The sequence below is a fragment of the Cellulosimicrobium sp. BMG9.22 genome, from assembly GCF_059159975.1.
Genome location: NZ_JBZGBY010000011.1, coordinates 71,938 through 98,513, shown reverse-complemented (window position 1 = coordinate 98,513; position 26,576 = coordinate 71,938). Strand labels below are relative to the sequence as shown.

Annotated in this window: 22 protein-coding genes and 1 tRNA gene; 10 read left to right on the top strand and 13 right to left on the bottom strand. The window is 73.5% G+C overall.

Annotation, left to right across the window (positions count from 1 at the left end; translation table 11 throughout):
* Positions 1-37 precede the first annotated feature (37 nt).
* The 4 genes from uriH to AC4H2H_RS09870 all read right to left on the bottom strand — a co-directional run bounded on the left by uriH (position 38) and on the right by AC4H2H_RS09870 (position 2,588).
* Complete coding sequence (uriH, locus tag AC4H2H_RS09885) at positions 38-1,000, bottom strand: uridine-preferring nucleoside hydrolase UriH (protein ID WP_494370637.1); 963 nt, start codon at positions 998-1,000, stop codon at positions 38-40.
* Positions 1,001-1,162: 162 nt separating this feature from the next.
* On the bottom strand, positions 1,163-1,747 hold the full coding sequence (locus AC4H2H_RS09880) for a GNAT family N-acetyltransferase (RefSeq protein WP_494370636.1): 585 nt from the start codon (positions 1,745-1,747) through the stop codon (positions 1,163-1,165).
* Between the two features lie 62 nt (positions 1,748-1,809).
* Positions 1,810-2,142 (bottom strand): hypothetical protein, encoded by a 333-nt coding sequence (locus tag AC4H2H_RS09875; RefSeq protein ID WP_494370635.1) that lies wholly within the window; start codon positions 2,140-2,142, stop codon positions 1,810-1,812.
* On the bottom strand, positions 2,139-2,588 hold the full coding sequence (locus tag AC4H2H_RS09870; RefSeq protein WP_494370634.1) for a hypothetical protein: 450 nt from the start codon (positions 2,586-2,588) through the stop codon (positions 2,139-2,141). The genes AC4H2H_RS09875 and AC4H2H_RS09870 overlap by 4 nt, the downstream gene beginning before the upstream one ends.
* Before the next feature lie 53 nt (positions 2,589-2,641).
* Here AC4H2H_RS09870 and AC4H2H_RS09865 point away from each other — a divergent pair, with 53 nt between their 5' ends.
* Positions 2,642-3,277: an HD domain-containing protein gene (locus AC4H2H_RS09865; protein WP_494370633.1), complete on the top strand. Its 636-nt coding sequence runs from the start codon at positions 2,642-2,644 to the stop codon at positions 3,275-3,277.
* Positions 3,278-3,329: 52 nt separating this feature from the next.
* Here AC4H2H_RS09865 and AC4H2H_RS09860 read toward each other — a convergent pair whose 3' ends face one another.
* On the bottom strand, positions 3,330-3,761 hold the full coding sequence (locus tag AC4H2H_RS09860; protein ID WP_494370632.1) for a MarR family winged helix-turn-helix transcriptional regulator: 432 nt from the start codon (positions 3,759-3,761) through the stop codon (positions 3,330-3,332).
* 111 nt (positions 3,762-3,872) lie between these two features.
* Positions 3,873-4,331: a MarR family winged helix-turn-helix transcriptional regulator gene (locus AC4H2H_RS09855; RefSeq protein WP_494370631.1), complete on the bottom strand. Its 459-nt coding sequence runs from the start codon at positions 4,329-4,331 to the stop codon at positions 3,873-3,875.
* 106 nt (positions 4,332-4,437) lie between these two features.
* Between AC4H2H_RS09855 and AC4H2H_RS09850 the strand changes: the two genes are divergently transcribed.
* On the top strand, positions 4,438-5,640 hold the full coding sequence (locus AC4H2H_RS09850) for a GDSL-type esterase/lipase family protein (RefSeq protein ID WP_494370630.1): 1,203 nt from the start codon (positions 4,438-4,440) through the stop codon (positions 5,638-5,640).
* A gap of 389 nt (positions 5,641-6,029) precedes the next feature.
* On the opposite strand, the gene AC4H2H_RS09845 is transcribed toward AC4H2H_RS09850, so the two are convergent.
* A complete protein-coding gene (locus AC4H2H_RS09845) occupies positions 6,030-6,908 on the bottom strand; it encodes a sigma-70 family RNA polymerase sigma factor (protein ID WP_494370629.1) in 879 nt (292 codons plus the stop codon).
* A 78-nt stretch (positions 6,909-6,986) separates the two neighbouring features.
* Here AC4H2H_RS09845 and AC4H2H_RS09840 point away from each other — a divergent pair, with 78 nt between their 5' ends.
* Positions 6,987-7,367, top strand: coding sequence for a DoxX family protein (locus tag AC4H2H_RS09840; protein ID WP_494370628.1), 381 nt, complete (start codon positions 6,987-6,989; stop codon positions 7,365-7,367).
* A gap of 10 nt (positions 7,368-7,377) precedes the next feature.
* On the opposite strand, the gene AC4H2H_RS09835 is transcribed toward AC4H2H_RS09840, so the two are convergent.
* Positions 7,378-8,313 carry an alpha/beta fold hydrolase gene (locus AC4H2H_RS09835; RefSeq protein ID WP_494370627.1) on the bottom strand — a complete coding sequence of 312 codons (936 nt, stop codon included), beginning with the start codon at positions 8,311-8,313 and terminating at the stop codon, positions 7,378-7,380.
* Between the two features lie 47 nt (positions 8,314-8,360).
* On the opposite strand from AC4H2H_RS09835, the gene AC4H2H_RS09830 reads away from it, so the two are divergent.
* From AC4H2H_RS09830 to AC4H2H_RS09820, 3 genes are all read left to right on the top strand, one after another.
* On the top strand, positions 8,361-8,840 hold the full coding sequence (locus AC4H2H_RS09830; protein ID WP_494370626.1) for a MarR family transcriptional regulator: 480 nt from the start codon (positions 8,361-8,363) through the stop codon (positions 8,838-8,840).
* Between the two features lie 180 nt (positions 8,841-9,020).
* Positions 9,021-9,093, top strand: a tRNA-Arg gene (locus tag AC4H2H_RS09825).
* Between the two features lie 324 nt (positions 9,094-9,417).
* The gene (locus AC4H2H_RS09820; RefSeq protein WP_494370625.1) at positions 9,418-11,616 is read left to right on the top strand and encodes a DEAD/DEAH box helicase; all 2,199 of its coding nucleotides are present in this window, start codon (positions 9,418-9,420) and stop codon (positions 11,614-11,616) included.
* A gap of 24 nt (positions 11,617-11,640) precedes the next feature.
* Here AC4H2H_RS09820 and AC4H2H_RS09815 read toward each other — a convergent pair whose 3' ends face one another.
* Complete coding sequence (locus tag AC4H2H_RS09815) at positions 11,641-12,699, bottom strand: hypothetical protein (RefSeq protein WP_494370624.1); 1,059 nt, start codon at positions 12,697-12,699, stop codon at positions 11,641-11,643.
* 637 nt (positions 12,700-13,336) lie between these two features.
* Here AC4H2H_RS09815 and AC4H2H_RS09810 point away from each other — a divergent pair.
* Together AC4H2H_RS09810 and AC4H2H_RS09805 are read left to right on the top strand one after the other, a co-directional pair.
* A complete protein-coding gene (locus AC4H2H_RS09810; protein WP_494370623.1) occupies positions 13,337-17,440 on the top strand; it encodes a PDDEXK-like endonuclease domain-containing protein in 4,104 nt (1,367 codons plus the stop codon).
* Between the two features lie 318 nt (positions 17,441-17,758).
* Positions 17,759-17,995 carry a hypothetical protein gene (locus tag AC4H2H_RS09805; protein WP_494370622.1) on the top strand — a complete coding sequence of 79 codons (237 nt, stop codon included), beginning with the start codon at positions 17,759-17,761 and terminating at the stop codon, positions 17,993-17,995.
* 90 nt (positions 17,996-18,085) lie between these two features.
* Here AC4H2H_RS09805 and mscL read toward each other — a convergent pair whose 3' ends face one another.
* The 3 genes from mscL to AC4H2H_RS09790 all read right to left on the bottom strand — a co-directional run bounded on the left by mscL (position 18,086) and on the right by AC4H2H_RS09790 (position 19,966).
* Positions 18,086-18,547, bottom strand: coding sequence for a large conductance mechanosensitive channel protein MscL (gene mscL / locus AC4H2H_RS09800; protein ID WP_494370621.1), 462 nt, complete (start codon positions 18,545-18,547; stop codon positions 18,086-18,088).
* A gap of 186 nt (positions 18,548-18,733) precedes the next feature.
* On the bottom strand, positions 18,734-19,504 hold the full coding sequence (locus AC4H2H_RS09795; protein ID WP_494370620.1) for an SAF domain-containing protein: 771 nt from the start codon (positions 19,502-19,504) through the stop codon (positions 18,734-18,736).
* Positions 19,505-19,654: 150 nt separating this feature from the next.
* Complete coding sequence (locus tag AC4H2H_RS09790; RefSeq protein WP_494370619.1) at positions 19,655-19,966, bottom strand: FmdB family zinc ribbon protein; 312 nt, start codon at positions 19,964-19,966, stop codon at positions 19,655-19,657.
* Positions 19,967-20,266: 300 nt separating this feature from the next.
* Here AC4H2H_RS09790 and AC4H2H_RS09785 point away from each other — a divergent pair, with 300 nt between their 5' ends.
* A complete protein-coding gene (locus tag AC4H2H_RS09785; protein WP_494370654.1) occupies positions 20,267-22,786 on the top strand; it encodes a penicillin acylase family protein in 2,520 nt (839 codons plus the stop codon).
* Positions 22,787-23,434: 648 nt separating this feature from the next.
* Here the strand turns inward: AC4H2H_RS09785 and AC4H2H_RS09780 are convergent.
* Positions 23,435-24,067: a 5-formyltetrahydrofolate cyclo-ligase gene (locus AC4H2H_RS09780; protein ID WP_494370618.1), complete on the bottom strand. Its 633-nt coding sequence runs from the start codon at positions 24,065-24,067 to the stop codon at positions 23,435-23,437.
* A gap of 188 nt (positions 24,068-24,255) precedes the next feature.
* Here AC4H2H_RS09780 and AC4H2H_RS09775 point away from each other — a divergent pair, with 188 nt between their 5' ends.
* A complete protein-coding gene (locus tag AC4H2H_RS09775) occupies positions 24,256-26,520 on the top strand; it encodes an NTP transferase domain-containing protein (protein WP_494370617.1) in 2,265 nt (754 codons plus the stop codon).
* Positions 26,521-26,576 lie beyond the last annotated feature (56 nt).

The following is a 26,576-nucleotide window of genomic DNA, read 5'->3' as shown; positions in this document are numbered from 1 at the left end:
CGCGTTCGCACGGCTTGGGCGCGACTATTTCATGCACTCAGCGGGCGGGGAGGCGCCGGAGAGCGTCGATCACCAGGTCCCAGAAGCGGGCGTGGTCGAGCGTGACGGCGACCTGGGTGCGGCACTCGTCCGGTCCGGGCTCGTCGCCGCGCAGGTCGGCGACGGTCATGCCGGTCGTCAGCTCACCGCGCAGCTCGACGCCCAGGGAGGCGCGCCGTGTCGTCAGGACGTCCGGGTCGATCACGTACGCGACCGCGCACGGGTCGTGCACCGGCGGGTAGGCGAAGCCCTGCGCCGAGCGGTACGTCGCGCCGTAGAAGTCGAGCAGCTCGGCGACGAACCGGGCCGGCGCGGTGCCGAGCGCCGCGACCCGCTCGCGGACGTCGGGCGTCGCGACGGCCTGGTGCGTGAGGTCCAGGCCCACCATCGTCAGGGGCCACGCCTCGTTCAGGACGACGTGCGCGGCCTCCGGGTCGGCGAGCACGTTGAACTCCGCGACGGGCGTGCGGTTGCCGACGTGGTAGCCGCCGCCCATCATCACCACCTCCCGCACGCGCGGCACGATCCGCGGTTCCTTGCGCGCGGCCATCGCCACGTTCGTCAGCGGACCGGTCGGCACGAGCGTGATCTCACCGGGCTCCGCGCCCATGACGGTCTCGACGATCAGGTCGACCGCGTGCCGACGGTCGACGGCGCGCCGCGGCGCGGGCAGCTCGGGCCCGTCCATCCCGGACTCGCCGTGGATGTCCGGCGCGACCGTGCGTCGTCGGACGAGCGGGCGGTCGCAGCCGGCGGCGACGGGGACGTCGATCCCGCCGACCTCCACGACCGCGAGGGCGTTGCGCGTGACCTTCTCGAGCGTCTGGTTCCCGGCGACGGTCGTCACGGCGACGAGCTCGACGGCGGGGCTCCCGTGCGCGAGGAGCATCGCGATCGCGTCGTCGTGGCCGGGGTCGCAGTCGAGGAGGAGGCGTCGGGGTGCGTCGGCGGGCTGCGGCATGCGGCCATCCTCGCGCGCACGACGTCGCCGGGCGCGAGGAGGACGGCGCGCGGGAGGCGGCGCACGCACCGATCGGCGGCAAGCCTGCCGGGCCCGCCTCGGAGCGCCGCGACGCTGCGGGCGAATCGACGCTCGCGCCGTCGGCCCTCCGACGCATGACCGTCAACGTGACGCTCCGGCGAGCTCGACCCGCATCACCCAGCGCCACTTGGCGATCTTGCGGTCCCGGACGAACCCGAACTGCTCGTAGAGCGCCTCCGGGCCCGTGTGCAGGTAGGCGCCCCGCTGCGGAGGCCGCTCGGCGGTCTGCTCCGGGTACGCCTCGACGCTCCCGCCGCCGGCCCTGGCGATCTCGTCGAGCGCCGCGGCCACCGCGGCACGCGCGACCCCCTGCCCCCGGTGCGTGCTCGCGGTGAAGATGCAGCCGATGCGCCACCGCGGCAGGTCGACGAGGCCGGCGTCGTACGTCTTGCGGTTCTGGATGTTCGGCAGCTCGTCGGGCGTCCCGTACTGGCACCAGCCCACGCACTCGTCGTCGGCGTAGACGAGCACCTGGCGCACGGTCCCCGCCACCGTGTGCGCCCGCTTGGCCTCGCGGTTGCCGGCGGCGGTGCTGTCCCGCCCGACGCCCTCGGGATGAAATCTCATGCACCAGCACCCGCCCCACACGCCGTGGTGCGCCTCGACGAGCGCTGCGAAGTCCTCCCACGTCTCGGTGGTGAGCGCGCGGGTGGTGTAGGTCGCCATGCTCCGGCCTCCGATCGGACCCGCTCGGGTCGACGACGCACCGACGATGCAGTGCCATGGTGTCACCGGGTGCGGACGCTCCCCACCTGAGCGTCCCCGGCCCTCGCCCGACTTCGCTCCACCCGCACGCGCCACAGGGCGAGCACGCCGCCGAGGACGGGGGTCAGCGGGAGGAGCCGAGAGCTCGTCCGCAGACCGCGACCGAAGAGCACGGTGACCGCAACGGTGAGGTAGAGCACGCCGTGGGCCGGGCCGAGGGCACCGACAAGTACCTCGTGGCGAGTCGTCGTGAGATTGATCAGCAGCGCCGCGAGGCTCGCGAGCTCGAGAAGCGAGAGCACCTCGATCGCGCGGAGCAGCTGCGGCGACGGCATGACCTCGCGTGAGCGCATCATGCCGCGTAGTCCGAGCCCGGCCGCACGATCATCAGCACCACGACCGCGACCCAGATCAGGTTGAAGATGCCGGCGAGCATCGCGATCCGACGAAGTTGCCTGCCGTCGTCGGGTCGGTCGAGCGCATCACGCTGGCGCGGTGCGATCTGGAGCGCGAGGAGACCACCGGCGACGGCGGTGAGCACCATGGCCACGATGATCCAGATCTCGCCCAAGCGGCCCTGGACGACGGCGAGCGTGATCCCGATAACCGGTACGGCGAGCGCGAGCACCCCGTACACCCGGGTGATGCGGTGCAGCATCCGCGCCACGCTCTCCGACCGCTCCTTCGGCTCGGTCGCCGGGATCGTCGGAGCGAAGCGGGGGAACAGGCTGGCGGCGACCGCCGACGGACCGACGAAAAGGATGCCGGCGACGACGTGAAGGGACAGGAGTAGGCTTTCCACACCTTCAGGCTATCTGAAGGTGGCGCCACTGCATACGAGAGGAACCACTCCCCGTGACAGCGACCGACCCCCTCACCCTGACCGACCGGCTCGCGCTCCCCAGCACTGACCTCGCGACGGCGACACTGCGTTTCGTCCACGGCATCGCGAGTGCCACGATCTTCGCCCACAGTGTCCGTACCTACCTCTACGCTCGTCGGCTGGCGCACCTCGACGGACTGCGACCCGAGGCGGACTTCGACGACGAGCTGCTGTTCCTCGGCTGCGTCCTGCACGACGTGGGGCTCACCAGGGCGGGGGAGGGCGACCAGCCGTTCAACATCGACGGCGCCGACCTGGCTGCGGGGCACCTCGCCGCCGCCGGGGTCTCCGACGACCGCGTCGGCATCGTCTGGGACGCCGTTGCCCTCCATCTCGATCCGTTGGTAGCGACGCGCAAGCGCCCCGAGATCGCTTACGTCAGTGCCGGAGCGGGCCACGACCTGAGCGCCGAGGCGCTGCCCGGCCTCGACCTCGACCGGGTCGACCTGCTCCTTCCGAGGCAGGCGCCGGCCACCGAGATCAAGGAGACGATCCTGGCCCAGGCGGCGCGGAATCCCCTGAAGGCGCCGCCGTTCACGGTGCCGGGCGAGCTGGTTCGTCAGGCAACCGGGCAGCAGTGGCCGACCTGGGAGGAGATCACCCGGTGACGTCGCCTCGTATCAGCCGCCGAACGAGGTCGCCGACCGGGCTGGGCGCGGCTCAGCCGCCCCGGACGACGTCGCGCAACGCGCCGGCAAGCGCTCTCATCGACGGGGCGGCTGCCGCACCGAAGATCTCGTGGTCCACCGCCTCGACCGCGGTCATGGCGCCTGCCAACCGATCGTGCCCGAGCGCGGTGAGCTCGATCGTGGACGCTGCGCCCGGTCGCGCTGTGCTGTCCATGACCAAGCCCTTGGCAACCAGGCCGCGCACCGCCGCATGGGCGCTCTGCACCGTGATCCCGGACATCCGCGCCAGCTGGCTGAACGACGCTCCCGGTACGGCCGCGATGTGAGCAAGCAGACCGAGCTCGCTGACCGAGACCCCGTGCTCGCGCAGCGATCCGGCCAGTGCGACCTCGACACGATGCGCGAGAGTCAGCACGAGGACGGAAGGGCTGGCGGTTGGCGCTTCGGGTCGCTGGCGAGACACGCGCCCAGTGTCACCCAGATGAAGCCTGTCCCGCTGCCGATGCATGAGATGGGCGGCGGCGGGCGCACGGTCACGGCGCTACCGCTTGCGGGTGTATCCCACATCGGGCGGTCAGCGGTCGCCGATGCCGGCGACGAGGCGACGCAGCGACGCGAGGAGCGCGTCGTACTCGGTCGCGCCCAGCGCGGAGCGGTGTCCTTCCTCGACCTCGGCGACCGCGGCGTCGAAGGCTTCGGCGAGGGCGCGGCCCCGTTCGGTCGGGACGACGAGGCGCGCGCGCCGGTCGGCCGGGTCGGGCCGGCGGGTGACGTAGCCGAGGCGCTCGAGCTCGTCGAGCGTCGCGCCGGTGGTCTGCTTGCTCCGCCCGATCAGCCGGGCGACGTCGCCCGGCCGCACGCCCTCGTCGTCGAGGAAGGCGATGATCCCGGCGTGCCGCGACCCGACGTCGTCGAACCCTGCGTGCGCGACGCGTTCGAAGACGTCGCGGTGCACGCCGAAGAGCAGTCGTCCGGCGAGCGTCTCCAGGTCGGGCTCGGCCTGCTTGCGGGCCGAGCGGCGGGGGTCTGTCATGCGTGCCTCCCTCGAGGAGTATGGTCCAATATATTGACAGTCCAATAGTTGGACTTCATCGTAGGTCGTGGCGGTGCCACCCCGGCCCGTCACGGAGGAGGCCATCATGACCGCAGCAGCCCGCAGCACGTCCCGGCACGCCGATGACGGCACCTGGGTGTCCGTCTTCCGCGCCGCGACCGTCGACCCGCACGAGACGATCCAGTTCTTCGCGCCCCGCGCGTTCGACGACGAGACCGTCCGCCAGGTGATCCGCCCGGCCGGCGGCGGTTCCGCGGCGCGCGTCACGCTGACCAACCGGTACGGGCTCGTCCCTCTGGTCGTCGGGCGGGCGCGGTTGGCGGTGCGCGCCGCCGGGGCCACCGTCGTCGCTGGCAGCGACCGGTCGCTGCGCTTCGACGGTTCGACGTCCGTGACGATCCCGCCCGGCGGGGAGGTCGTGAGCGACCCGGTCGAGCTGGCGGTCCGGGCGGGCGTCGACCTGACGCTCTCTCTGTACCTGCCCGCGCCGACGGGCCTCGCGACCTACCAGGCCGACCCGCGCGAGCGCGCGTACGTCGTCCCCGGCGACCGCGCCGCGGCGACCGACCTCGCCGGGCCCGGCGGTGCGGCGCCCGAGGAGCTCGAGACCCGCTCGTTCGTCGCGGGCGTCGACGTGCTCGCCCCGCACCGCGAGCCGGTCGTCGTGACGTTCGGCGACTCGTTCGTCGAGGGCACCGGGACCACGTTCGGCGCGAACTGCCGCATCTCGGACCGCCTCACCGCGCGGCTCGCCCGCGGGTGGGCGGTCAACACCGGCATCGCCGGCAACCGGCTGCTCGTCGACGAGGTCGGCGAGAGCGCGCTGGCGCGGCTCGACCGCGACGTGCTCGCGGTCCCCGGGGTGGCCCACGTCCTCGTGCACATCGGGCTCAACGACCTCGGGCTGCCAGGCACGGTCGGCGAGACCAGGCCGGGGCCGGGGGACGTCGTGGCCGGCCTCGCCGAGCTGGCGGCCCACGTCCGGGACGCCGGGCTCACCGTCGTCGGCACGACGCTCGGCCCTACCGGCAGCGTGAGCTACGACGGCTACGACGCACCAGAGGTGCGGCGGGCGAGCGCCGACGTCGACGACTGGGTGCGCCGCAGCGGGGCCTTCGACACCGTCGTCGACGTGGCAGCGATCCTCGCCGACCCCGCCCGGCCCGAGCGCCTGCGGGCCGACCTCGACAGCGGCGACGGGCTGCACTTCAACGACGCCGGCGCCCGCGAGATCGCCGACGCCGTCGACCTAGCGGCCCTGACCGGGGCCGTCCGCGCCGTCGCCTGACGCGCGCGACATTCCACTCTGTCCACGAGAACGCGGGGAGTCTGTCGCGCCTCAACCTCATGCCACGGTTGCGCGGAGGCGCGGCGGCATCAGTCAGGGGGGCGGCGTTCGACGAGCCGAAGTCTCGTGTGGGTGGCCGGCCTGGTCCCGGTGGTGCACCTGATTGGGCGGTCCGGGTTATGGGGGTCGCTCTCACCGAGCGGGTCTCGCTACCGCTGATTGAGCGGTGGGCGGTCAACACACCGCGCCCCGGCCCTGTGGCTGCCGCGTCGAGCCTGGGCGAACGCGTCGCCGCGATCGAGGCCTGGACCAGGCGTCGCCCTCGTCGAGCGCGCGGTCCGGGCTCACCGATGACTACCGGAACCTGGCCAGATCCGTCGGCAAACAGGTCATGCCAGGTCCGGAAGCTTCATCCGGGCGAGCGTCGCCCTGTCGGCGACGGCGGCGATAGCCGTCATGCGTCGGTGCTCTATGGTGCAGGTCATCAGGCCTACCGGACGACCGGTGGGAGCGAACGCGAGCACTCCGGGCTGCCCGTCCACCAGGACCCGGCGAGCGGTGAACCCCAGCTCGCTGCCCCGCACGACGGCCCGGACGAGCTCTGCGCGGCCTCGCCTCACCGTCACGCCCCGCGGGCCGCGCACCTCCCAGACCAGGTCCGGGTGGAGGACCTCGAGCAGGGCCTCGAAGTCGCCGTCGCGCGCGGCGGCCAGGAACGCGTCGACGACACGTCGTTGCTGGTGGTGGCTACCAGTGGGGCGCGCGGCGCCACGGATCTTGCGGCGAGCACGGCTCGCTGCCATCTTCGCGGCGTCGACCGACTTGTCGATGATCACGCCGATCTCGGCGAACGGGACCCCGAACACGTCGTGCAGCACGAAGGCGAGCCGTTCGTCTGGCCGGAGCGAGCCCAGCACGGTGAGCAGAGCCAGGCCGAGCGCCTCGCTGTCGATCGCGTGGCTCTCCGGGTCCCCGTCGGTGGAGACGACGTCGGCCGTGACGACCGGGTCGCGGAACTGCTCTTCGAAGGACGTCTCGCCCTTGGCCGCCCGGGAGCGCAGGACGTCGATGCTCAACCGCCCCACCACGGTGGTCAGCCATGCGGGGAGGTTCTCGATCGATGCGGGGTCCTGACGTGCGAGACGCACCCACGCCTCCTGCACGACATCGTCCGCGGAGCTCGCGCTCCCGAGTACCCGGGTCGCGATCGCCAGCAGACGCCCGCGCTCCGCCTCGAAGTCCTCTGCCAGGTCGGTCTGGGTGCTCATCGTTACCTCTCCTCGGTCTGCCCCGTCATCACGACGACGGGCCCGATCGGGCCGACGTAACCGACGAAGGAGAAGTTCGTGAACCTCGCCCTGTGGATCCTCGCCGGCGCACTCGCCATCGCTTACACCGCGGGCGGCACCAGCCTGATTCGGATGCCCAAGGAGCGGTACCGCGCCCTCGGGGCCAGCCAGCACTGGGTCGACGACCTCGACGACCGCCACCTCAAGATCATCGGTGTCGTCAAGATCATCGGGAGCCTCGGCCTCATCCTCCCGGCGGCAGTCGGCGTCGCACCGATCCTGACACCCCTCGCGGCCAGCGGCCTCGCGCTCTTCATGGCCGGCGCCGCGACCACCCGCTTCCGTCGCAGCGAGTGGAAACTGATGCTCATTGACATGTTCTACCTCAGCCTCTTCCTCGTGCTGGCCTGGGGGCGGTTCGACCTCCAGCCGCTCTAGGTGATGGCGGTCATGCGACCGTGTCGCCTCGCTCGCTCTCGCACGCGATGAACCGGGCGACGGCGTCGCTGAGCTCCTCGACCTGCGCCGCGGGCACGGAATGGTGGCTGGAGCTCGGCAGCCATTGCACCGTGACGGCCGGGACGCGGCGGGCGCGCTCGGCGACCCGTCGTGGGTCGTGGGCCCGGCTCCGGGCGGCGAGCAGGACGTGCGTCGGGCACGACAGTCGCTCCAGCTGGTGGGGGGACGGTCGACGGGGGCGCACGACGCGGTCCGCAGGCAGCCCGGCGCCGAGGGCGGCGACGTGGAGCCACGCGTCGTCGAGCGCGACACCGCTCGCTTCCCACCGCACGAACGCGCGCCATCGCTGCGGCGTGGGACGCACCAGCAGCGGCAGTGCCCGCACCACGTAGCGGACGGACGGCCTGGCGAAGCAGTCCGTCGGGTCGACGAGGACCAGCCGGCTGACCGCATCCGGCCGGGCGAGCGCGTACACCAGTGCGAGCCCCGCACCGTAGGAGTGCCCGCCGAGGACCACCTGGCCGGTGGGAGCTAGCGCCTGCAGGACGTCGTCCAGCCATTGCACGAGGTCCTCTGCGGTCCTCGCGGTCGCCGCTGTGCCGGTGCGATCGCGCGCCGACCGGTCCGCGGCCCGGGCGGCGCAGTGGGCGACGTCGCCGACGAGCTCCACCACGAGCACGCGGTGGTTTCGTGCCAGCCGGCGAGCAACCGCGCCCCACGACGCCGACGTGGCCCCGTGGCCAGGAAGCAGCACCACGGGCACCGCGCCCGGAGCACCCCGCGACGTGACACGAGTCAGACCGTAATCCGTCTCGACGTCCACCGGCGATACCTCGGTGTGCCCCTCGCCTGCCTGGGAGAGAGCAGCGTCGAGCGCTGCGAGGAACTCTGTGCGCTGGGACGTGGCCGCTTGGGTCCGACTCATGCCGGCGACATTAACTCACTCGGTGAGATAATCGCTACGCTTTGCTCATGCAGCGATCCCTGGTGGTGCCCCCCGACCCTGATCGACGCGAGGCTCTGGGCACCGTCCATCTGATGCGCGCCTTCGCCTTCGCGTACCACCATCAGGTCGCCGACGCTGCTGCGCAGGCGCAGATCCCCGCGACCGATCTGCGGGCGCTGGTCGTCCTGCTCGATGCCGAGCGCGCCGCGACTCCGCTCTACGCCGGAGACCTCGCGCGTTCGCTCGGCATGTCGACCCAAGCCACCACGGCGCTGCTGCGGCGCCTCGAGGAGGCCGGGCACATCGAGAGGCGGCGCGACCCGCGCGACAGGCGTCACGTCCAGATCATCGTGACCGCCCAGGCGCTCGAACTGGGCTGGCGACACTTCGGTCCGATCGTCGAGCGCTTGCTCGACGTCGTCGTCCAGTTGGACGCCGACGAGCGGAGAGTGGTCGAGACGGTGCTGCAGCAAGCACGTGACACGCTCCACGCCGACGCCTCCTAGCAGCCACTCGTACCCGCAGAGTCGAACACTCCACGGCTCTGCAGGTACCCTTGCTGCGTCCCGGACGGGCGTAGCAGCGCCATCGCCGTACGCGCCCGATCGCAGGACTGGAGACACCCGGCCGGAACTCAGGCTGCAGAGCCCTGCCGCCGATCTCGGCCCGGTTTGTCGCCCAGTCCCGCGCCTGTAGCTCAGGGGATAGAGCACCGCTCTCCTAAAGCGGGTGTCGGCAGTTCGAATCTGCCCAGGCGCACAGGGTGGGTGTGTTCACGGCGAGGCTCGTCCCGTGAGGAGCCTCGGGGGGACCGGCGCGCAGGAGGCGTCCGGCGACGTCCTGGCGTCGTCAGGGCTCCTGGTGAGCGCTCGGCCGGCTGATCGTCGCGTGCTGCGGATGGTCGGTACCGGAACGTGGGTCACCCGGCACGGCCGACGCGTGACGCCGGACGCCGTCGGCACGCCTGCGCACCTGCAGGCACGGACGGTGACGCCGTGCGGCGACCCGGTGCCCGTCGAGGCCGGGTGGCTGCGACCCGGCATGCCGGAGCGGTCGCTCCGGGAATCGAACGAAGGAGGAGTCGTGGCTCGAACAGGCCGAGGTCGGTCCGGCCGCGCGCGCCCCCAGCCCGGTGCCCAGCGCGCTCAGGCCGGCGCCCAGCGCCGCCGTGCCCCGCGGCCCTCGGACCAGGGGATCGTCCCGGTGCTCGCGGGGATCGCGCGCGAGCTCGACGGCGCGGTGCGACGACCGCCGACGCGGCCGACGGTGCGCACGAAGTTCCAGGTCGTGGCTCTGCTGGTGCGGGAGGAGCGGGCGCGGGTGACGTCGGACCGCACCCTGACCGCGTCCAAGCGCGACCAGGAGCTCAAGAGGCTCGACGGGGTCGCGACGCTGCTGGCGAGGATCGCCGCCCGGGACACCTCGCTGCTCACGCTGCTCGCCGAGGACGCGCGGGTCTCCGACGCGGCGCGCGCCTACCGGGCGACCGTGATGCGCGCCGGCGGTCTGGAGCCGCCCGAGGACTCCGCGCCACCCGCTGCAACGGCCGAGCCGACCGCGCAGGCGCCCGCCGCGGAGAAGCGCGTCGTGCCCCGGTCCGTGATCTCGCGCCAGCTGGCGAACCCGTTCCTCGCCCCGGACTTCGAGGCAGCGGCGGAGCGGAGGGCGGCCCGACCTCGGCGGCTCGCGGGCTGGGAGCTGCTCGAACCGCTCTTCCGGTCCTTCGAGCAGGCCGGCCCCGGCGCGCCGGCGTGCATGGCGCTGCCGGAGCCTCGCGTGGTGTCCGCTCCGCCCGGGCGTGCCCTGATGCCGCACCAGGCGCAGGTCGTCGCGGCCACGGCCCGGGGCCATCGCACCTTCCTGCTCGCCGACGAGCCCGGCCTCGGCAAGACCGCCCAGGCGCTGCTCGCGGCGCAGGCGGCCGACGCCTTCCCCCTGCTGGTGGTCGTCCCCAACGTCGTGAAGGCGAACTGGGCGCACGAGGTCGGCATGTGGACGCCGCTGCGGCGCGTGACGGTCGTCCACGGCGACGGCGAGCAGGTGGACGCGTTCGCGGACGTCGTCGTCGTGAACTACGAGATCCTGGACCGGCACGTCGGCTGGCTCGGCGAGCTCGGCTTCCGCGGGATGGTCGTCGACGAGGCGCACTTCATCAAGAACAAGTCCTCGCAACGCTCCCAACGGGTCCTCGCGCTCTCGGAGCGGATCCGTGCGCGCACCGCACGGCCGCTGCTCATGGCGCTCACCGGGACGCCGCTCATCAACGACATCGAGGACTTCCGGGCGATCTGGCAGTTCCTCGGCTGGATCGACGACGCGAAGCCCCTCGGCAGGCTGATGACCGCGCTCGAGGACACCGGCCTCACCCCGGCGGACCGTGGTTTCTACGCCGCCGCACGGTCCGCCGTGATCGACATGGGGATCGTCCGCCGTCGCAAGGCCGACGTGGTCGCCGACATCCCCGCCCGCCGCGTGGCCGACCTGCCCGTGGAGCTCGACGGCGCAGAAGGCCGTTCGATCCGCGCCGCCGAAGCCGCGCTGACCCGCCGGATGGTCGAGCGCTACCGGTCCGCCGTCCAGGCGCGCGGCGCCGTCGTCGAGGTCACGGCCGACGACTCCGCCGGCGACCGGGTCGATCTGGACCTCGCTCGCCGGGTGGCGGCGGCGGAGCTCAAGGACTCGAGCTCGAAGGCCCGCGGCGAGAACGTGTTCACGATGGTCCGCCGGATCGGCCAGGCCAAGGCCGGGCCGGCCGCCGACTACACCGCGCAGCTCGCGCGCAACGTCGGCAAGGTCGTGTTCTTCGCCAAGCACGTCGACGTCATGGACCAGGCGGAGCAGACGTTCGCCGACCGCGGCATCCGCTACGCCTCGATCCGCGGCGACCAGACACCGAAGGTGCGCGAGCGGAACATCGCCGCGTTCACGGGCGACCCCGACGTGTCGGTCGCCGTGTGCTCCCTGACGGCGGCAGGCGTGGGGCTCAACCTCCAGGTCGCCTCCAACCTCGTGCTGGCCGAGCTGTCCTGGACCGACGCGGAGCAGACGCAGGCCATCGACCGGGTCCACCGGATCGGTCAGGACGAGCCCGTCACGGCGTGGCGGATCATCGCCGCGCAGACCATCGACTCGAAGATCGCCGAGCTCATCGACAGCAAGTCCGGACTGGCCGCGAGGGCGCTGGACGGCGCGGCGGACGACGACGACTCCTCGGCCAGGGACGTGCAGCTCGAGACGCTGGTCGAGCTCCTCGCCGACGCGCTCGCCGCCGACCAGGGCTGAGCCGCGCGCAGACGCCGCGAGGCGTCAGGCCTCGGGAGCGCCCGACGTCGTCGGCGCCGGGTCGGGTTCGGCCGACCCGCCCGAGGTGTCGCCCGCCCCTGCGCCGCCGGTTCCCGAGCCGCCGCCCGACGGCGTGTCGCCCGCGCCCGTCGACGGCTCGCCGGTCCCGCCGCCACCGTCGCCGTCGGAGCCGGTCCCGCCCGTGGCACCGGTCTGCCCGTCGGGCGTCGTCGGGTCGACGGGGGCCGGATCGTCGGTCGGGCCGCCGGTCGGCACGTCCGTCGGCTCCTGCGTGGGCGCCGGGTCGGGGTCGGTCGTCATGTCGTCGGTGGGGACGGAGGACGGGTCCTCGGTCGGCAGGGTGCCGCCGTCGGACGGCTGGTCCTGCGACGGCGTCACGGTGCCGTCGTCGGGCGTCGTGGTGCGGCTGATCGACGTCCCCGCACCCTCCTGGCCGCGCACGGCGTCGGAGATCGGCTTGCCGATGGCGAGCTCGACGACGAGGACCACGCCCATGACCACGACGAACAGCGCGAGCGCCGTCACCGTCAGCACCCGTCCCTTGCCGTACCGGTCGACGAGCCGCAGCCACCGGGACGTCGCAGGAGGCTGGACAGTCTCGACGGTCTCGAGGGTCGGGGCCGGCCCGGTCCGGCCGGTCCCGTCGGCTGCGGCTTCGGCGCCGACATCGCCGGTCGGGTCGACGACGTCCTGCGCGGCCGCCGGATCCGTGCCGCGAGGCACGGCGACGACGCGCGCCGTCGCGCCCCGGTCGCGCGGGACGATCGTCCCGGTGGTGACGTGGACGACCTTGCCCACGGCCGGGACGAGCTGGTCGCGCGTCTTCTGGATCGAGCGCGTGTAGACGTAGTTCGCGACGACGGTGAGAGCGCTCGCGATCCCGGCGCCGATGATGGTCCCGGCCGTGCCGAAGTACGACAGAAGCACGGTGGTGCTCACGGCCGCGAGGGCGCTCGCCAGGACCTGGGTGAGCGAGAGCCGGGCGGGCGCCTCGCGCTCCTTGGTCGAGGGCTCCTCGGTCGCCGGCGCGGTGTCGCGGGTGCTGTCTGGGGGTGTCGTCACGTGGTGCGGTTTCCGGTCGTCGGGGGCTCGTCGGGGGAGTCGTCGCCCGCCGCCACCGGCCGGTGCGACGGCCGCGCGCCGCAGGACCGGCGTCGGGCCACGGGCGTCCTCCCACGGTAGGCGCCCGGTGTGGACCTCGCTCAGGGGGGCGGTGCCTGCCGCCGTGAGGAAGGGAGAAGATCCTGTGACGTCGTAGCCTGGAGGGACCGTCGCACGCGGTCGGCGCTGGCGGATTCGCGGAATCGCGCACTTCTTGTGGACGATCGTCCAGGTCGTTCTCAGGAGGTTCCCGACCATTCGTCGATTCACCCGTCCAGGTGTGTCGAGCCGTGTTGACGCGAGCCAGGGCGCCGTGCAAGATAGTCCTCGACAGCGCGCATCGCCTGCCCCCTGCGCGGTGCGCGCTGTTTCACACTTCTCCGGGAGAGCCTCCTGGAATGACGATGGACGAAGGCCTCGGAACGCAGAGAATCGCGTTTCGGGGCCTTCGTCGTCCCCGGGCGGCGCGGCGACCTCGCGGGATGCCGTCGAGACCGCGATCTTCTCGCGAGCGGGTCGTGACGTCCCTGTGATCGTGTCGGGACCCGCCCGGCGTGCCGTGGCGGGCCCGGTGCGCCTCTGCGGTTAGCGTCGGAGCGTGAACGCCGCAGCCCGCACCAGCTCAGCCGCCCGGAGCGTGGCCGATCCTGCTCGGCTGCACGACGACGCCCCCGAGGTCCCCGCAGGAGCGCACCCCGACGACGCGGCCGAGGGCGCCGACCGTCCTCGCCCCGTGCTCGTGACCGAGCCCACCGCCGCCGCCCTCGTCGAGGAGGCGGTCACGCGCTGGCGCGCCGGACTGGTCGAGCTCGCGGGAGGCTCCTCGCTCGCCGACATCTCGCTCCTCGGCGACGCGGTCGTCGACCTCACGGCGGCGCACCCGTCCGGCGTCGCGCAGCTCTTCGCCGGTCGGCCCACGCGCCTCGCGAACCTGTTCCGCGAGGGCGGCTCGCTCCCGGCCGCACGCCGGCGGGCGCGTGCCGTCGTCGTGCGCGCGGCCGAGCACGCGCAGCGCTACGGCGTCGCGCCCACGTACCTCGCGATCGGCGTCGCGACCTGGACGCAGGACCCCGGCGCGCCCCAGCCGGAGAACGACGTCGCCGCGCTCGCACGCGTCGCCGGCCGCGGGGCCCCGACCCTGACCCGGCCGTTCGTGCCCGGTCCGGCACCCGAGGCGGACGGCGAGCCCGCTGCACCGGAACCCGAGGACCCGCACGACGTCGCGCCGGACGACTCCGCACCCGCGAGGCCCGGCGACGAGACCACGCCGGACGGCCCCGCGGAGGCGCCCACGCCCCGGACGGTCCGCGCGCCCGTCCTACTGCGCCCCCTCACCGTCACCCCGCGGGGCGACGGCGAGACGGACTACGAGCTCACCCTCGAGCCGACGGCGGAGATCAATCCGCTGCTCGCCCGCACCCTGCGCGCGCACGGGGCGCTGCTCGACCCGGTGACGCTCGCGCGCTCCACCTTCACGGGCGCCGGGTTCGACCCGAGCGACGCCATGGCGCGCATCACCGCGCTGGGCCGAGCCGTCCTCGGCGACTTCGAGCTGACGCACCGCGTCCTCGTCGGGACCTTCGTCCACCCCGGCCAGGTGCTGGTCGACGACCTCGACGAGCTCGCGCCCGCGCTCGAGCGGCACGAGGTCGTCGCGGCGATCGCCGGGGACGAGACGTCCGCCGCCGCCCTGCGGCGCGAGCTGCCGACCCCCCGCGTCGGGGACGCGGACCCCGTGCACGAGCGCGGGGCGGGCGACCTCGACCCCTCGCAGCGGCACGTCGTCGACGCCCTCGCGAGCGGGTCCCACCTCTTCGTCGACGCGCCCGCGGGTTCCGACGTCGCGGGCACGCTCGCCGCCGTCGTCGCCGAGGCCGCGGCGTCCGGTCGGCACGTCCTCTACGTCCCCGGGCACCGCCGGGCGGCCGACGCGCTCGTCGCGCGTCTCGACGCGCTGGGCCTCGGCGGCCTGGTGCTCGACATCGCCCCCGAGCCCACGTGGCGTGAGACGGCCTCCCACCGGCTGCTCGCGGCCATGGCGAGCGAGCCCGAGGCGGTCGACGACGAGGAGCTCGCGCGCACCCGCGACGCGCTCCTCGGCTCCCGGGCCCGTCTCGCCGGGTACATCGAGGCGCTGCACCTCGTCCGTGAGCCGTGGAACGTCTCGGCCTACGACGCCCTCCAGGCCCTCGCGCGTCTCACCGCCGAGAACCCCGCGCCCGACACCCGGGTGCGGCTCACGCCCGAGGCGGTGCTCGCCGTCGGGCCGCAGCGGTCGCAGCTCGCCGAGGACCTGCGCGCCGCGGCCGAGCTCGGCGCGTTCACCGCGCGCGCGACGGCGACGCCCTGGTCCGGAGCCGGCTTGACCACCCCGCAGGAGGCGCACGACGCGCTCGTGCGCGTCGAGCGTCTGCGCACCCACACGCTCCCGCAGCTGCGCGCGCAGGTCGACCAGGTCGCGCAGAAGACCGGGCTCACGCCCGCGACGACGCTGCGCCAGTGGGGCGACCAGCTCACCATGCTCGGCGGCATGCGCGGCACGCTCGACGTCTTCCAGCCGATGATCTTCGAGCGCACCGCGCAGGACCTCGTCGAGGCGACGGCGACGCGCGCGTGGCGCGAGGAGCGCGGCATCGACATGGGCTGGTTCGTGCGCCGTCGCCTGCGCCGCCAGGCGCGCGACATGGTCCGCCCCGGCGTCCGCGTGCCCGACCTGCACACGGCCCTCATCGAGGTGCAGGCGCAGCGCGCCGTCTGGCAGGCGCAGTGCCCCCGCGGCGGCTGGCCGACCCTGCCCGAGGGACTGTCCGCCATCGAGGACACGCACGAGGCCGTGCGGATCGACGTCGAGGAGCTCGAGCCCGTGCTCGCCGGGACGCCCCAGGGCGCCGGACTCCTCGACGTGCCCCTCGACGCGCTCGCCGCACGCCTCGAGGCGCTCGCGGAGGACTCCGAGTCGCTCGACACCCTGCCAGCGCGGACGGCGATCCTGCGCCGGCTCACGGGCGCAGGCCTGGACGACCTGCTCACCGACCTCACGGACCGGCACGTCGAACCCGATCTCGTGGGGCCCGAGCTCGAGCTCACGTGGTGGAGCTCGGTGTTCGAGCAGGTCCTCGCGCAGGACCAGGCGCTCGCCGGCCAGGACGGCGCCGGGCTCGACGCGCTCGCACGCCGGTTCCGCGACCTCGACCGCGCCCACGTCGCCGCGCTCTGCGCGCCCGTCCGCTCCGCGGTGCGCGAGCACCTAGGCGTCGCCATGCGCGAGCACCGCGACGAGGCCGAGGACCTCTTCACCGAGCTGCTCGAGGGCCGCCTCGTCAGCCTGCGCGAGACCGCGGAGAAGCACCCCGACGTGCTGCGACGGCTGCGTCCCGTGCTCGTCGCGACGCCCACGCTCGTCCCGCACCTCGTGCCCGCCACGCGCACCGTCGACCTCGTCGTGCTCGACGCGATCGAGCACGCCCCCGTCGAGCTCGTGCTGTCCGCGCTCGCACGCGGGCGCCAGGTCGTCGCCGTCGGCGACCCGCGTGCCGCGTCGACGTCGACCGTGCGCGACCTCGCCGACCTGCTGCCCACCGTGACGCTCCTCGCCGACGGGTCGCGCCGCGACCCCTACGTCACGACCTTCCTCGCCGAGCACGGGTACGCGGGCGTCCTGCGCCCCTCCCCGCTGCCGCGGGCCGAGACGCTCGTCCAGCTCGACGTCGTCGACGGCGCGGGCATGCCCGACCCCGTCTCGGGCGCCGTCGAGAGCACGCAGGCCGAGGTGGACCGCGTCGTCGAGGTCGCGATCGAGCACGCCCTGACCCGCCCCGACGAGTCGCTCGCCGTCGTCACCGTCACGCCCCTGCACGCCGACCGCATCCGCGAGGCGCTGCTCGTCGAGGTGCGGCAGAACCCCGCGCTCGCCGGCTTCTTCGCCGCGTCCCGTCCCGAGCCCGTGGTCGTCGCCGACGTGTCCGGCGTCGCCGGCCTCGTGCGCGACACCATCGTCCTGTCCGTCGGGTTCGGGCGCACGCCCCACGGACGCGTGCTGCACCGGTTCGGCATCCTCAACACGCCCGGCGCCGACGCGATGCTCCTCGACAGCGTCGGCGCGACCCGGCGCCGCCTCCACGTCGTCTCGTGCTTCACCGCCGGCGACCTCGACCCCGAGCGCCTGCGCGGCGCCGGGGCGAAGCTCCTCGCCGAGGTGCTCGACCTCGCCGAGCAGCGCAGCGGGATCGCCGACCAGGTCACGCTCGGCAACGGCGTCGACGTCGGCGGCACCCCCGACCGCCTCGTCCTCGACCTCGCCGAACGCCTCTGGCGCGCCGGCCTCGTCGTCGAGACCGACTACGGCATCGGCGACGGCGACCGGATCCCCCTCGTCGTCGGCCACCCCGACCTCCCCGGCGAGCTCCTCGTCGCCGTCCTCACCGACGACGCCGCGTACGTCGCCGAGCGCAGCGTCCGCGTCCGGGACCGCCAGGTCGCCGAACGGCTCGAACGCATCGGGTGGACCGTCGCGCAGGTGTGGTCCGCCGCCGCGTTCCTCGACCCCGCGAAGGAGGCCGAGCGCATCCGGCGGGTCGTGCAAGCCGTGCGCGACGCGCGGCTCCCCGAGTCCGGGGGTGTCGCGCAGACCGGTGGTGGGGACCGGATCGTCGTCGTGCCGGTGATCGACGACGACGAGCAGCACGGGGACGACGAGCTCTGATCCCTCGCCTCGGGCGCTTGGTGTGGTCGCCTTGGGTGCTTCGTGTGGTCGCCTTGGGTGCGGGGTCGGGGGCGTGCGCGCCGTCTACCATCCGCGCCGCTCGTTCCTCGCGGCGCTCCCGCCAGACCCGACCACGACGGCGCGCACGCCCCCGACCCCGCCATGTCAGGTCACCTTCTCCGGACCGTCGGCCGGGAACGGCGCGCGCGTCCGACCCGCCATGTCGGGTCACCTTCTCCGCCCCCGTCAGGCCCAGCACGGCGGTGTCGGGGTTCCTCGTCCGACGGGACTCTTTCCTGTCGGTGGGACCATGGAGGCGTGAGCAGCGCGTCCGAGACTTCGTCCGACCGTTCGTCCGTGCCCGACGGCGGGGGGCGGCGTCGGGGGGCGCGTCGTGCCGTGCGGCGGGGGACCGAGACGACGTCCGTGCCAGGGGCGAGCGCCGACGAGCGTGCGGACGGGTGGGGCGACGACGCGCGGCCGGGCGGTGCCGGGACCGGCGCGAACGACGCTCGGTTGCTGGGTGACGTCCCGCCGCACTACGGGCGCGACTGACGGGCCGAGCCCTCTCGACACGCGAGAGGCGGTCGTGGCCGCCTGTCTACGGGACCGGTCACGACCGCCTGCTCGTCGGGTGGGTGGTGCTCAGAGGTTGCGCGGCGGGGTCGGGCCGCCGGGCGTCGGCCCTCCCGCAGCCGACCCGCCCGGGCCGGAGGACTGCGCCACGAGGATGTCGCGGATCTCCTGCAGGACGCGGACGTCCTCGGCCGGCGCCGCCGGCTCCGGCTCGACGTCGCGCTTGCGGCGCGCGGCGAGGTGGTTCATCGGGAGGACGATGAAGAAGTAGAGCGCGATCGCGACGCACAGGAACTTGAAGAGCGCGTCGAGGATGAGACCGAGGCTGAAGTTCGCCTCGTTGATGGTGAAGTTGCCGACGCCGGTGAGGTCGGGCTGGCCGAAGATCGCCGCGACGAGCGGATTGATCAGGCCGTTGACGACGGAGGTGATGATGGCGGAGAAGGCCGTGCCGATGACGACGCCGACCGCCAGGTCGATCGCGTTGCCTCGGAGGACGAACTCCTTGAACCCGTTGAGCACGTTCTGCATGGATGGATCCCTTCACGTCGGTGGTCCCGCGTGGCTGCGGTGCCATGACTGTGCCGGGTGATCCTTTCAACGGACGTCCGCCGGGGCAAAACGGGCGCCCTGGTCCGTCGATGCCGACCACGGGACAGGAGGTCGCACCCGCGGACCGGTTGACTGGCGCCGGTCATGGGGCGACGACCACCGCGGTCAGGGGACGAGGACGGCCGTGATCGTCGCCCACCCCGTGACCGAGGCGAGCCGGACGGCCTCCTCGGGACGGACGGCGACCAGCGTGACGGTGTCGGTCCCCGACGCGCCGGTCCCGAGCAGCCCGCCGCTGTCCGCGGGCTCCGGGCTCGGCACGACGACGGCGCCCCGCGCCAGAAAGGGGTCGTGGACCGGGCTCGTCCCCGGGTCCTGTGACGTGCTCCCCGTCGGGTCGAGCGGGTCGGTCGCGCCGACCGCGCCGACGTCGCTCGCGACGCCGTCCGAGGCGACGAGCAGGTCCACGCGGTCCCCGGCGCCGAGGAGAGCGGCGACGCCCGGGTCGAGGCGCACCGGCGCGACGACGGTCCCGTCGGGCGCGGCGGCCGCGAGCTCGCCCGCGGCGACGAGCGAGCCCTGGACGAGGGTGCCCGGCGTGAGGGCCACCGACGCGCGACGCCCGGCGACGTCGTCGGCCCGCGAGGAGGCACCCTCCGGGACGAGCCGCGCCGGAACCTGGTCCACCCGGAGGTCCTGGGCCGTGAGCGTCGCACCGGCGGGCACGGCGCGCGCCACGACGACGACCGGCGTCGTCGGGGGTGGAGCGGGCCGCGCGGCCGACACGATCAGCGACGCGGCGACACCGCAGCACAGCGCAGCCAGGACGAGACGAGCACGCCACCACAGCGCGCGCGCACGGCGGGGCAGCGCGGACCTCGTCGGGTGCGGGCCGGCGTCGGACGACGCACGAGGACGAGACGACCAGGGAGCCATGGTCGCCGACCGTAGCGCCGAGCCGGTACGTCGCGCCCGGTCGGGACCGCCGCCTGTGGACGGCGCGCGGAGCAGGCGGCGGGAGCAGTCACGGCCGGAGGTCTGTGGTCCGCCCTGGGCGGCGGCGTCGCGCCGAAGGCGGACCGCCGGTCAGGAGGACGCGGCGGAGGTGCTCGCCGAGGAGCCGGAGGAGCTCGAACCGCTCGAGCTGCCGGACGATCCGGTCGAGGAGGACGTGGACGCGGCAGCGGGCTTCGCGGCGGGCGCGCTCGACGACGCGCCGCCCGAGCGGGAGTCGGTGCGGTAGAACCCGGAACCCTTGAACGTCACACCGACGGACGAGAACACCTTGCGCAGACGCCCGGAGCACTCGGGGCACACGGTCAGGGCGTCGTCGCTGAACGACTGGTGGATGTCGAAGGCGTGACCGCAGGCGGTGCACGTGTACGCGTAGGTGGGCACGGGTTCTCCTCGTTCACGAGACGGCCGCTGGGCGGCGTGCGGCGGGTCGGGCTCGGCGGTCCGACCGACTCAACACCGCCTGGCACTCGAAACTTCCGAGTGCCAATCATACGCGGGCCGGTGCGCGACACGGGCCGAGGTAGTCTCGCATCCGTGTCTGTGCACGAACCCGCCGAGGCCCCTGCTGGTGATGCTCCTCCCGGCGCTGCTCCCGCGAGCCCGGCCGACGCCGGTGCTCCGCCGCCACGGCGTCGCCGGTCGACGCGCCGCCGGGTCCTGATCGGGGTCGCCGTGCTCCTCGTGCTGGCCCTCGTGGCCGGAGCGGTGTTCGTCGTCGCCACGGTCCGCCGGCCGCTGCCGCAGGCCTCGGGGGAGATCGAGCTCACGGGCCTGCAGAGCGAGGTCACGGTGCTCCGGGACGCCCAGGGCGTCCCGCAGATCTACGCGGACACGCCCGAGGACCTCTTCCGGGCCCAGGGCTACGTCCAGGCGCAGGACCGCTTCTTCGAGATGGACTACCGTCGGCACGTGACGTCCGGCAGGATGGCCGAGCTCGTGGGCGACAACCCCGACGCGATCGCGGCCGACACGGTCACGCGCACCTTCGGCTGGCGCGAGGTCGCCGAGCAGGAGTGGGAGATCGTCTCGCCGGAGACGAAGGCGTACCTCCAGGCGTACGCCGAGGGCGTCAACGCCTACCTCGAGAACCGGAGCCCGAGCGAGATCGCGCTCGAGTACACGGTGCTCGGCCTGCAGGTCGACGTCGCGGACCCCGAGCCGTGGGACCCGATCGACTCGCTCGCCTGGCTCAAGGCGATGGCGTGGGACCTGCGCGGCAACTACGACGACGAGCTCGAGCGGGCGCTCGCCTACGGCACGATCCAGGACACGGCCCGGGTCGCGGAGCTCTTCCCGGCCTATCCGAGCGACGTCAACGCGCCGATCCTCCAGCCCGGCGAGCTCGAGAACCCGCAGCAGGTCGCGCTCGAGCTCGGCCCCCGGGCCCGCGAGGAGTACGGGTCTGACCACCTGCAGGCGGCCCTCGAGTCAGCCGACCGCGCGCTCGACGCCGTGCCCGTGCTGATCGGTCGCGGCGAGGGCACGGGGTCCAACTCCTGGGTCGTCTCGGGTGAGCACACCGCGAGCGGCAAGCCCATCCTCGCGAACGACCCGCACCTCGCCCTCGGCGCACCCGGCATCTGGGCACAGGTCGGTCTGCACTGCAACGACGTCGGTCCGCAGTGCGCGTTCGACGTCGCCGGGTTCTCCTTCGCCGGGTTCCCGGGCGTCGTCATCGGGCACAACGCCGACCTCGCCTGGGGCCTGACGAACATGGGCGCGGACGTCACCGACTTCTTCGTCGAGCGCGTGCGCGACGACACCTACCTGCGCGGCGACGAGTGGGTGCCGCTCGAGACCCGCACGGAGACGCTGCGCGTCGCGGGCGGCGACGACGTCGACCTCGAGATCCGCTCGACCGTGCACGGCCCGATCGTCTCGGCCGCGATCCCGCAGCTCGAGGCGTCCGTCGGCACGCCCGCCCTCGACACGCGCCTGGGGGAGTACGCCGTCGCGCTCCAGTGGACCGCGCTCGAGCCGGGCCGGACGGCGGACGCCGTCTTCGCGTTCAACCTCGCCGCGGACGCCGAGGACATGCAGGCCGCCGCCGCGCTCTTCGAGGTCCCCGCGCAGAACATCGTGTTCGCGACGACGGACGGCCACATCGGCTATCAGGCGCCCGGAAAGATCCCGGTCCGCCAGGCCGTGCCCGACGCCGAGGTGCCGTCCGACGGCACGTGGCCGCGCGACGGCTCCGACGAGCGGTACGACTGGCAGGGCTACGTCCCGAGCGAGCAGATGCCGCGCGTCGTCGACCCCGCCGAGGGCTTCGTCGTCGCCGCGAACCAGGCGGTGCTCCCGACCGGCGTCGAGCCGTTCCTCACGACGGACTGGGACCACGGCTACCGTTCGCAGCGCATCCGCGAGCTGCTCGAGGCCGAGATCTCCGCGGGCCGCACCATCGACGTCGACACCATGAACGAGATCCAGATCGACGACCGCAGCCCGTACGCCGAGGTGCTCGTCCCGCGCCTGCTCGACCAGGAGATCGACGACGACTTCGCCGCCCAGGGCCAGGAGCTCCTCGCCGACTGGGACTACCGCACCGACACCGACTCGGCCGCGGCCGCCTACTTCGCGGCCGTCTGGCGCAACCTGCTCCAGCTCACCTTCTGGGACGACCTGCCCGAGTCGGCGCGGCCGAACGGCGGGAGCCGCTGGCTCGCCGTCGTCCAGGGGCTCCTGGAGAACCCGACCGACCCGTTCTGGGACGACCGGCAGACCGTGAACCTCGTCGAGACGCGTGACGAGGTGCTCACGCAGGCGCTGGTCTCCGCGCGACTCGACCTGACGGTCGAGCAGAGCAAGCTGCCGACGGACTGGGCGTGGGGCGACCTGCACGTCCTCGCGCTCGAGCACCCCGTCCTCGGCGGGGAGTCGATCCCCTGGCCCGTGCGCGACTACGTCAACCCGAACCCCGTCGGCATGCCCGGCGGCTCGTCGATCGTCAACGCGACCGCCTGGGACGCCGCGTCCGGGTCCTTCGGCGTGACGGCCGGCCCGTCCATGCGCATGGTCGTCGACCTCGACGACCTCGACCGCTCCACCTGGGTCACCGTCACGGGCACGTCGGCCCACCCGGCCTCGAAGCACTACGCCGACCAGCTCGAGACCTGGGCCGCGGGCGAGACCTACCCCTGGCCGTTCACGACCGCCGCAGTCGCCGAGGCCGGCAAGGACGAGCTGACCCTGGTCCCGTAGTTCGGCGGCAGCGCTCGGGTCGGGGCGTTCGTGGTTGCGCCCGCGGCGGGGGCGGACCGTGTGCTCGGGCTCGGCTGGGCAGTCCGTGGTTGCGCCCGCGGCGGGGGCGGACCGTGTGCTCGGGCTGGCGCGCCGTCGCCCTGGTCCATTCGGCCTCGCTCCCCGAGCGCGCCCTTGACGCCCTTCGCACACGGTCCGCCCCCGCCGCTAGTCCAGCCCGTCGTCGCGCGAGGCCGCGTGGCCGGGGTTCGGTGGCCCGGTCCGGTCGGGACTTCGCTTGCCGGTCGATCTGACTTGTCAGCGCTCCACGGGTCTGGAGACCGGTGGAGCGCTGACAGCTTCGTGCGATGCGCAGTTGTCAGCGCCGGACGGGTGCTGTGACCCGTGGTGTGCTGACAACTCGTGGGCCTGGCGATGGCAGTGGTGGGCCGGAGCCGGGTCGGGGTGGGTGGTGTGCGAAGGGCGTAGAGCCGCGCTCGTGAGGCGAGGACGAAAGGACCAGGGTGACGGCGCGGCAGCCCGAGCGCACCACCCACCCCGGCCACCCAGCCCGACCACGCGGGCGGTAAACCCGACCCGGCCACCCAGCCCGACCACGCGGGCGGTGAACCCGACCCGACCACGCGGGCGGTGAACCCGACCCGACCGCTACGGGAGCCAGCGCCAGCCGAGGGGGGTCGCGACGGCGTCGACGGTCTTGTCGTGCTGCTCGAGCGGGAGGGGGCGGTCCGCCGCGTCGTACACCTCCTCCGGGAAGACGACGGCGACGACCTTGGTCCCGGGGCGTACGTGCTCGAGGGCACGGTCGTACCACCCGCCGCCCTGGCCGAGCCGGACGCCGCGCGAGTCGACGGCGAGCGCGGGGGCGATGACGACGTCGGCCTGCGAGATCGCGTCGGGGCCGAGGGTGGGCGTCCCGGGTTCGGGTGGTCGCCCGGGGGCGCGGACCTGGAGGTCGGCGGGGCCGTCGTAGACGGCCCAGTCGCGCTGCAGGCCGGCGCCGAGCACGGGGAGCAGGAGCCGGACGTCGCGTGCGGCGAGTCGTTCGAGGAGCGCGAGGGTGCCGGGCTCGGTGGGACGCGCGGCGTAGGTCGCGACGCACGTGGCGGCGGCGACCTCGGGGATGGTCTCGACGACGTCGGCGATCGCAGCGGCCGCTTCCTTGCGGAGCCGTTCGGACCTCGTCTGGCGGTTGGTGCGGATGGCCTTGCGGAGGATCTCCTTCGCGTCCTCGGCTTCGATGCTTCCGTGCAGGGGATAGGGCTGGGCCAGGCCACTCATGTCCCTATTGTCACCCGGCCGAGGGAGTGCGACGGGCCTGCTCCGGCCGTGGCGCGGTCCCGTGTCGCTTTCGTGCGCGCGGTCGAGGTGCCTATGATCGGGACCGATTAGTAGTACGGACTCCTGACAAATAAGTCCGGAACCAGCCCGCAGTGCCGACCAGAAGGTGCCGACCAGTGAGGACGCCCATGACCGCGACGACGCCCGCGATGTCCACCGCCATCACCGCAGCGAGGACCCCGCGCGCCCGGGTCGCGCGTCCCGCGACGACCCGCGCCGCCGTCGTCCTGGCCGCCGGGCACGACGTCGCGTCGCGCGAGCTGCTCACGCAACCCCTCGGGGGCGCGACGGTCGTCGAGCTCGCGGTCGCCAACGTCCGCCGGGTCGTGGACGCGTCCCGGATCGTCGTGGTGGTCTCGCCCGACGACCCCACGGTGCGCGAGCTGCTCGGCGAGGACGTCGTCTACGTCGAGCAGGGCGAGCCCCTCGGGACGGGCGACGCCGTGCTCGCCGCGCGCGGCACGATCGCCTCGGTCCTGGGCGCGGGCACAGACGCGGACGCGACCGTCCTCGTCGCCTACGCCGACACCCCGCTCCTGCGTTCGGAGTCCCTGCTCGGGCTGCTCAACCGGCACACGCTCACCGGCGCGGACCTGTCGCTCCTGTCGGCCGTCGTCGACGACCCGGACGGGTACGGGCGCGTCGTGCGCGCCGAGGGGGAGATCGCGGCGATCCTCGAGTCGTCGGAGCTCGCGGGGGCCGTCGCCGAGCCGCGCGCCGAGATCAACGTCGGCGCGTACGTCGCGGCGCCGGGCCTGCTGTTCGCCGAGCTGGAGCGCATGGCGGCCGACAGTGAGCACCGCCTCACCGAGCTCGCGCGCCGCGTCATCGGCGCGGGCCGGCGGATCTCGTCATACCGCATCGTCGACGTCGACGAGGTGCGGGGGATCAACACGCCGGACGAACTCGCCCAGGCCGCGGACATCGTCCTCAAGCGCCTCTTCGTGCCGAAGAAGAACACGGACACGAAGATCGTGTTCGGCACGGGCGGCTGGCGTGCCGTGATCGGTGAGGGGTACACGCTCGCGAACGTGCGCCGGCTGTGCCAGGCGATCGCCAACGAGACGATACGGCGGGGGCTCGACGCGAAGGGAGTCGTCATCGGCGGCGACCGCCGGTTCCTGTCGCGCGAGTCCGCCGTCGCGGCGGCCGAGGTGTTCGCGGGCAACAACATCGCGGTGACGCTCCTGCCCGACGACGTCCCCACGCCGCTCGTCACGTTCGCCGCGCCTTACCTCGGCGCGGCGTACGGGATCATCGTCACCTCCAGCCACAACCCGCCCGAGTGGAACGGCATGAAGGTGTTCCGCCAGGACGGCTCGCTGCCGCTCGACGACGAGACCGACCGCTACCAGGACGAGGCCAACGCGCTGTCCGTCGACGACGTCATCACGCTCGACATCGACGTCGCGCGCCGCACGGGCGTCGTCGTGGACCGCGTGCTCACCGACCCGTACGTCGACGCGATCGAGGAGATCGTCGACGTGGAGGCCGTGCGCGGCTCCGACCTGCAGGTGGTCGTGGACCCGATGTACGGGACGAGCCAGCTCACGCTCGGCACGATCCTGTCGGACATGCGCGTGCGGGCGGAGTTCATCCACGCCACGCACAACCCGCTGTTCGGGGGCATCGCGCCGGCGCCCGACCTGCAGCGGCTGAGCACGCTCGTGACGATGATCCAGCAGGGCGGCGGACGCTACGACCTCGGCATGGCGACCGACGGCGACTCCGACCGCATCGGCATAGTCGACGAGACCGGCGAGTACATCTCGACGAACGACCTCCTCCTGCTCCTCTACTGGTACCTGCACGAGGTGCGGGGCGAGAAGGGCGGCGTCGTGCGCAACCTCGCGACGACGCACCTGCTCGACCGCCTCGCGGCCCACCTCGGCGAGGAGTCGCGCGAGGTCAAGGTCGGCTTCAAGCACGTCACGGCGGGCATGGCGGAGATCGACGCGGTCCTGGGCGGCGAGTCGTCGGGCGGCCTGACGGTCCGCGGCTGGATCCTCGGCAAGGACGGTATCTTCGCGTGCGCGCTCGTCGCCGAGATGCTCGCCCGCACGGGCAAGCGGATCTCCGAGCTGCGCGCGATGATCTACGAGATCACCGGCCGCCTGTACACGCTCGAGGCGGGCGTGCCCGCGACGCCGGAGATGCGGGTCGAGGTGCCCCGGCGCCTCGAGGCGCAGCCGCTGACGCACGTCGGCCCGTACCCCGTCGTCTCGGTCTCGCACCTCGACGGCACGAAGATCCTCCTCGAGAACGACAACTGGGCGCTGCTGCGGTTCTCCGGCACCGAGCCCGTCCTGCGCATGTTCGTCGAGGCGGACTCTCCCGAGAAGGCCGCCGAGCTCCTCGAGTGGCTCCAGGGATTCGTCACCGCCGGCGTCTGACCGGCACCCACCCGCCCCCAGCCCCACCTCGCAGCACTCCGGATAGGAACCAGAGC

Excerpts from the sequence above, each read along its gene's own strand:
- uriH (WP_494370637.1), bottom strand. The coding sequence starts at position 1,000 with ATGCCGCAGCCCGCCGACGCACCCCGACGCCTCCTCCTCGACTGCGAC.
- AC4H2H_RS09880 (WP_494370636.1), bottom strand. The coding sequence starts at position 1,747 with ATGGCGACCTACACCACCCGCGCGCTCACCACCGAGACGTGGGAGGAC.
- AC4H2H_RS09875 (WP_494370635.1), bottom strand. The coding sequence starts at position 2,142 with ATGATGCGCTCACGCGAGGTCATGCCGTCGCCGCAGCTGCTCCGCGCG.
- AC4H2H_RS09855 (WP_494370631.1), bottom strand. The coding sequence starts at position 4,331 with ATGACAGACCCCCGCCGCTCGGCCCGCAAGCAGGCCGAGCCCGACCTG.
- AC4H2H_RS09850 (WP_494370630.1), top strand. The coding sequence starts at position 4,438 with ATGACCGCAGCAGCCCGCAGCACGTCCCGGCACGCCGATGACGGCACC.
- AC4H2H_RS09845 (WP_494370629.1), bottom strand. The coding sequence starts at position 6,908 with ATGAGCACCCAGACCGACCTGGCAGAGGACTTCGAGGCGGAGCGCGGG.
- AC4H2H_RS09835 (WP_494370627.1), bottom strand. The coding sequence starts at position 8,313 with ATGAGTCGGACCCAAGCGGCCACGTCCCAGCGCACAGAGTTCCTCGCA.
- AC4H2H_RS09830 (WP_494370626.1), top strand. The coding sequence starts at position 8,361 with ATGCAGCGATCCCTGGTGGTGCCCCCCGACCCTGATCGACGCGAGGCT.
- mscL (WP_494370621.1), bottom strand. The coding sequence starts at position 18,547 with ATGCAGAACGTGCTCAACGGGTTCAAGGAGTTCGTCCTCCGAGGCAAC.
- AC4H2H_RS09795 (WP_494370620.1), bottom strand. The coding sequence starts at position 19,504 with ATGGCTCCCTGGTCGTCTCGTCCTCGTGCGTCGTCCGACGCCGGCCCG.
- AC4H2H_RS09780 (WP_494370618.1), bottom strand. The coding sequence starts at position 24,067 with ATGAGTGGCCTGGCCCAGCCCTATCCCCTGCACGGAAGCATCGAAGCC.
- AC4H2H_RS09775 (WP_494370617.1), top strand. The coding sequence starts at position 24,256 with ATGACCGCGACGACGCCCGCGATGTCCACCGCCATCACCGCAGCGAGG.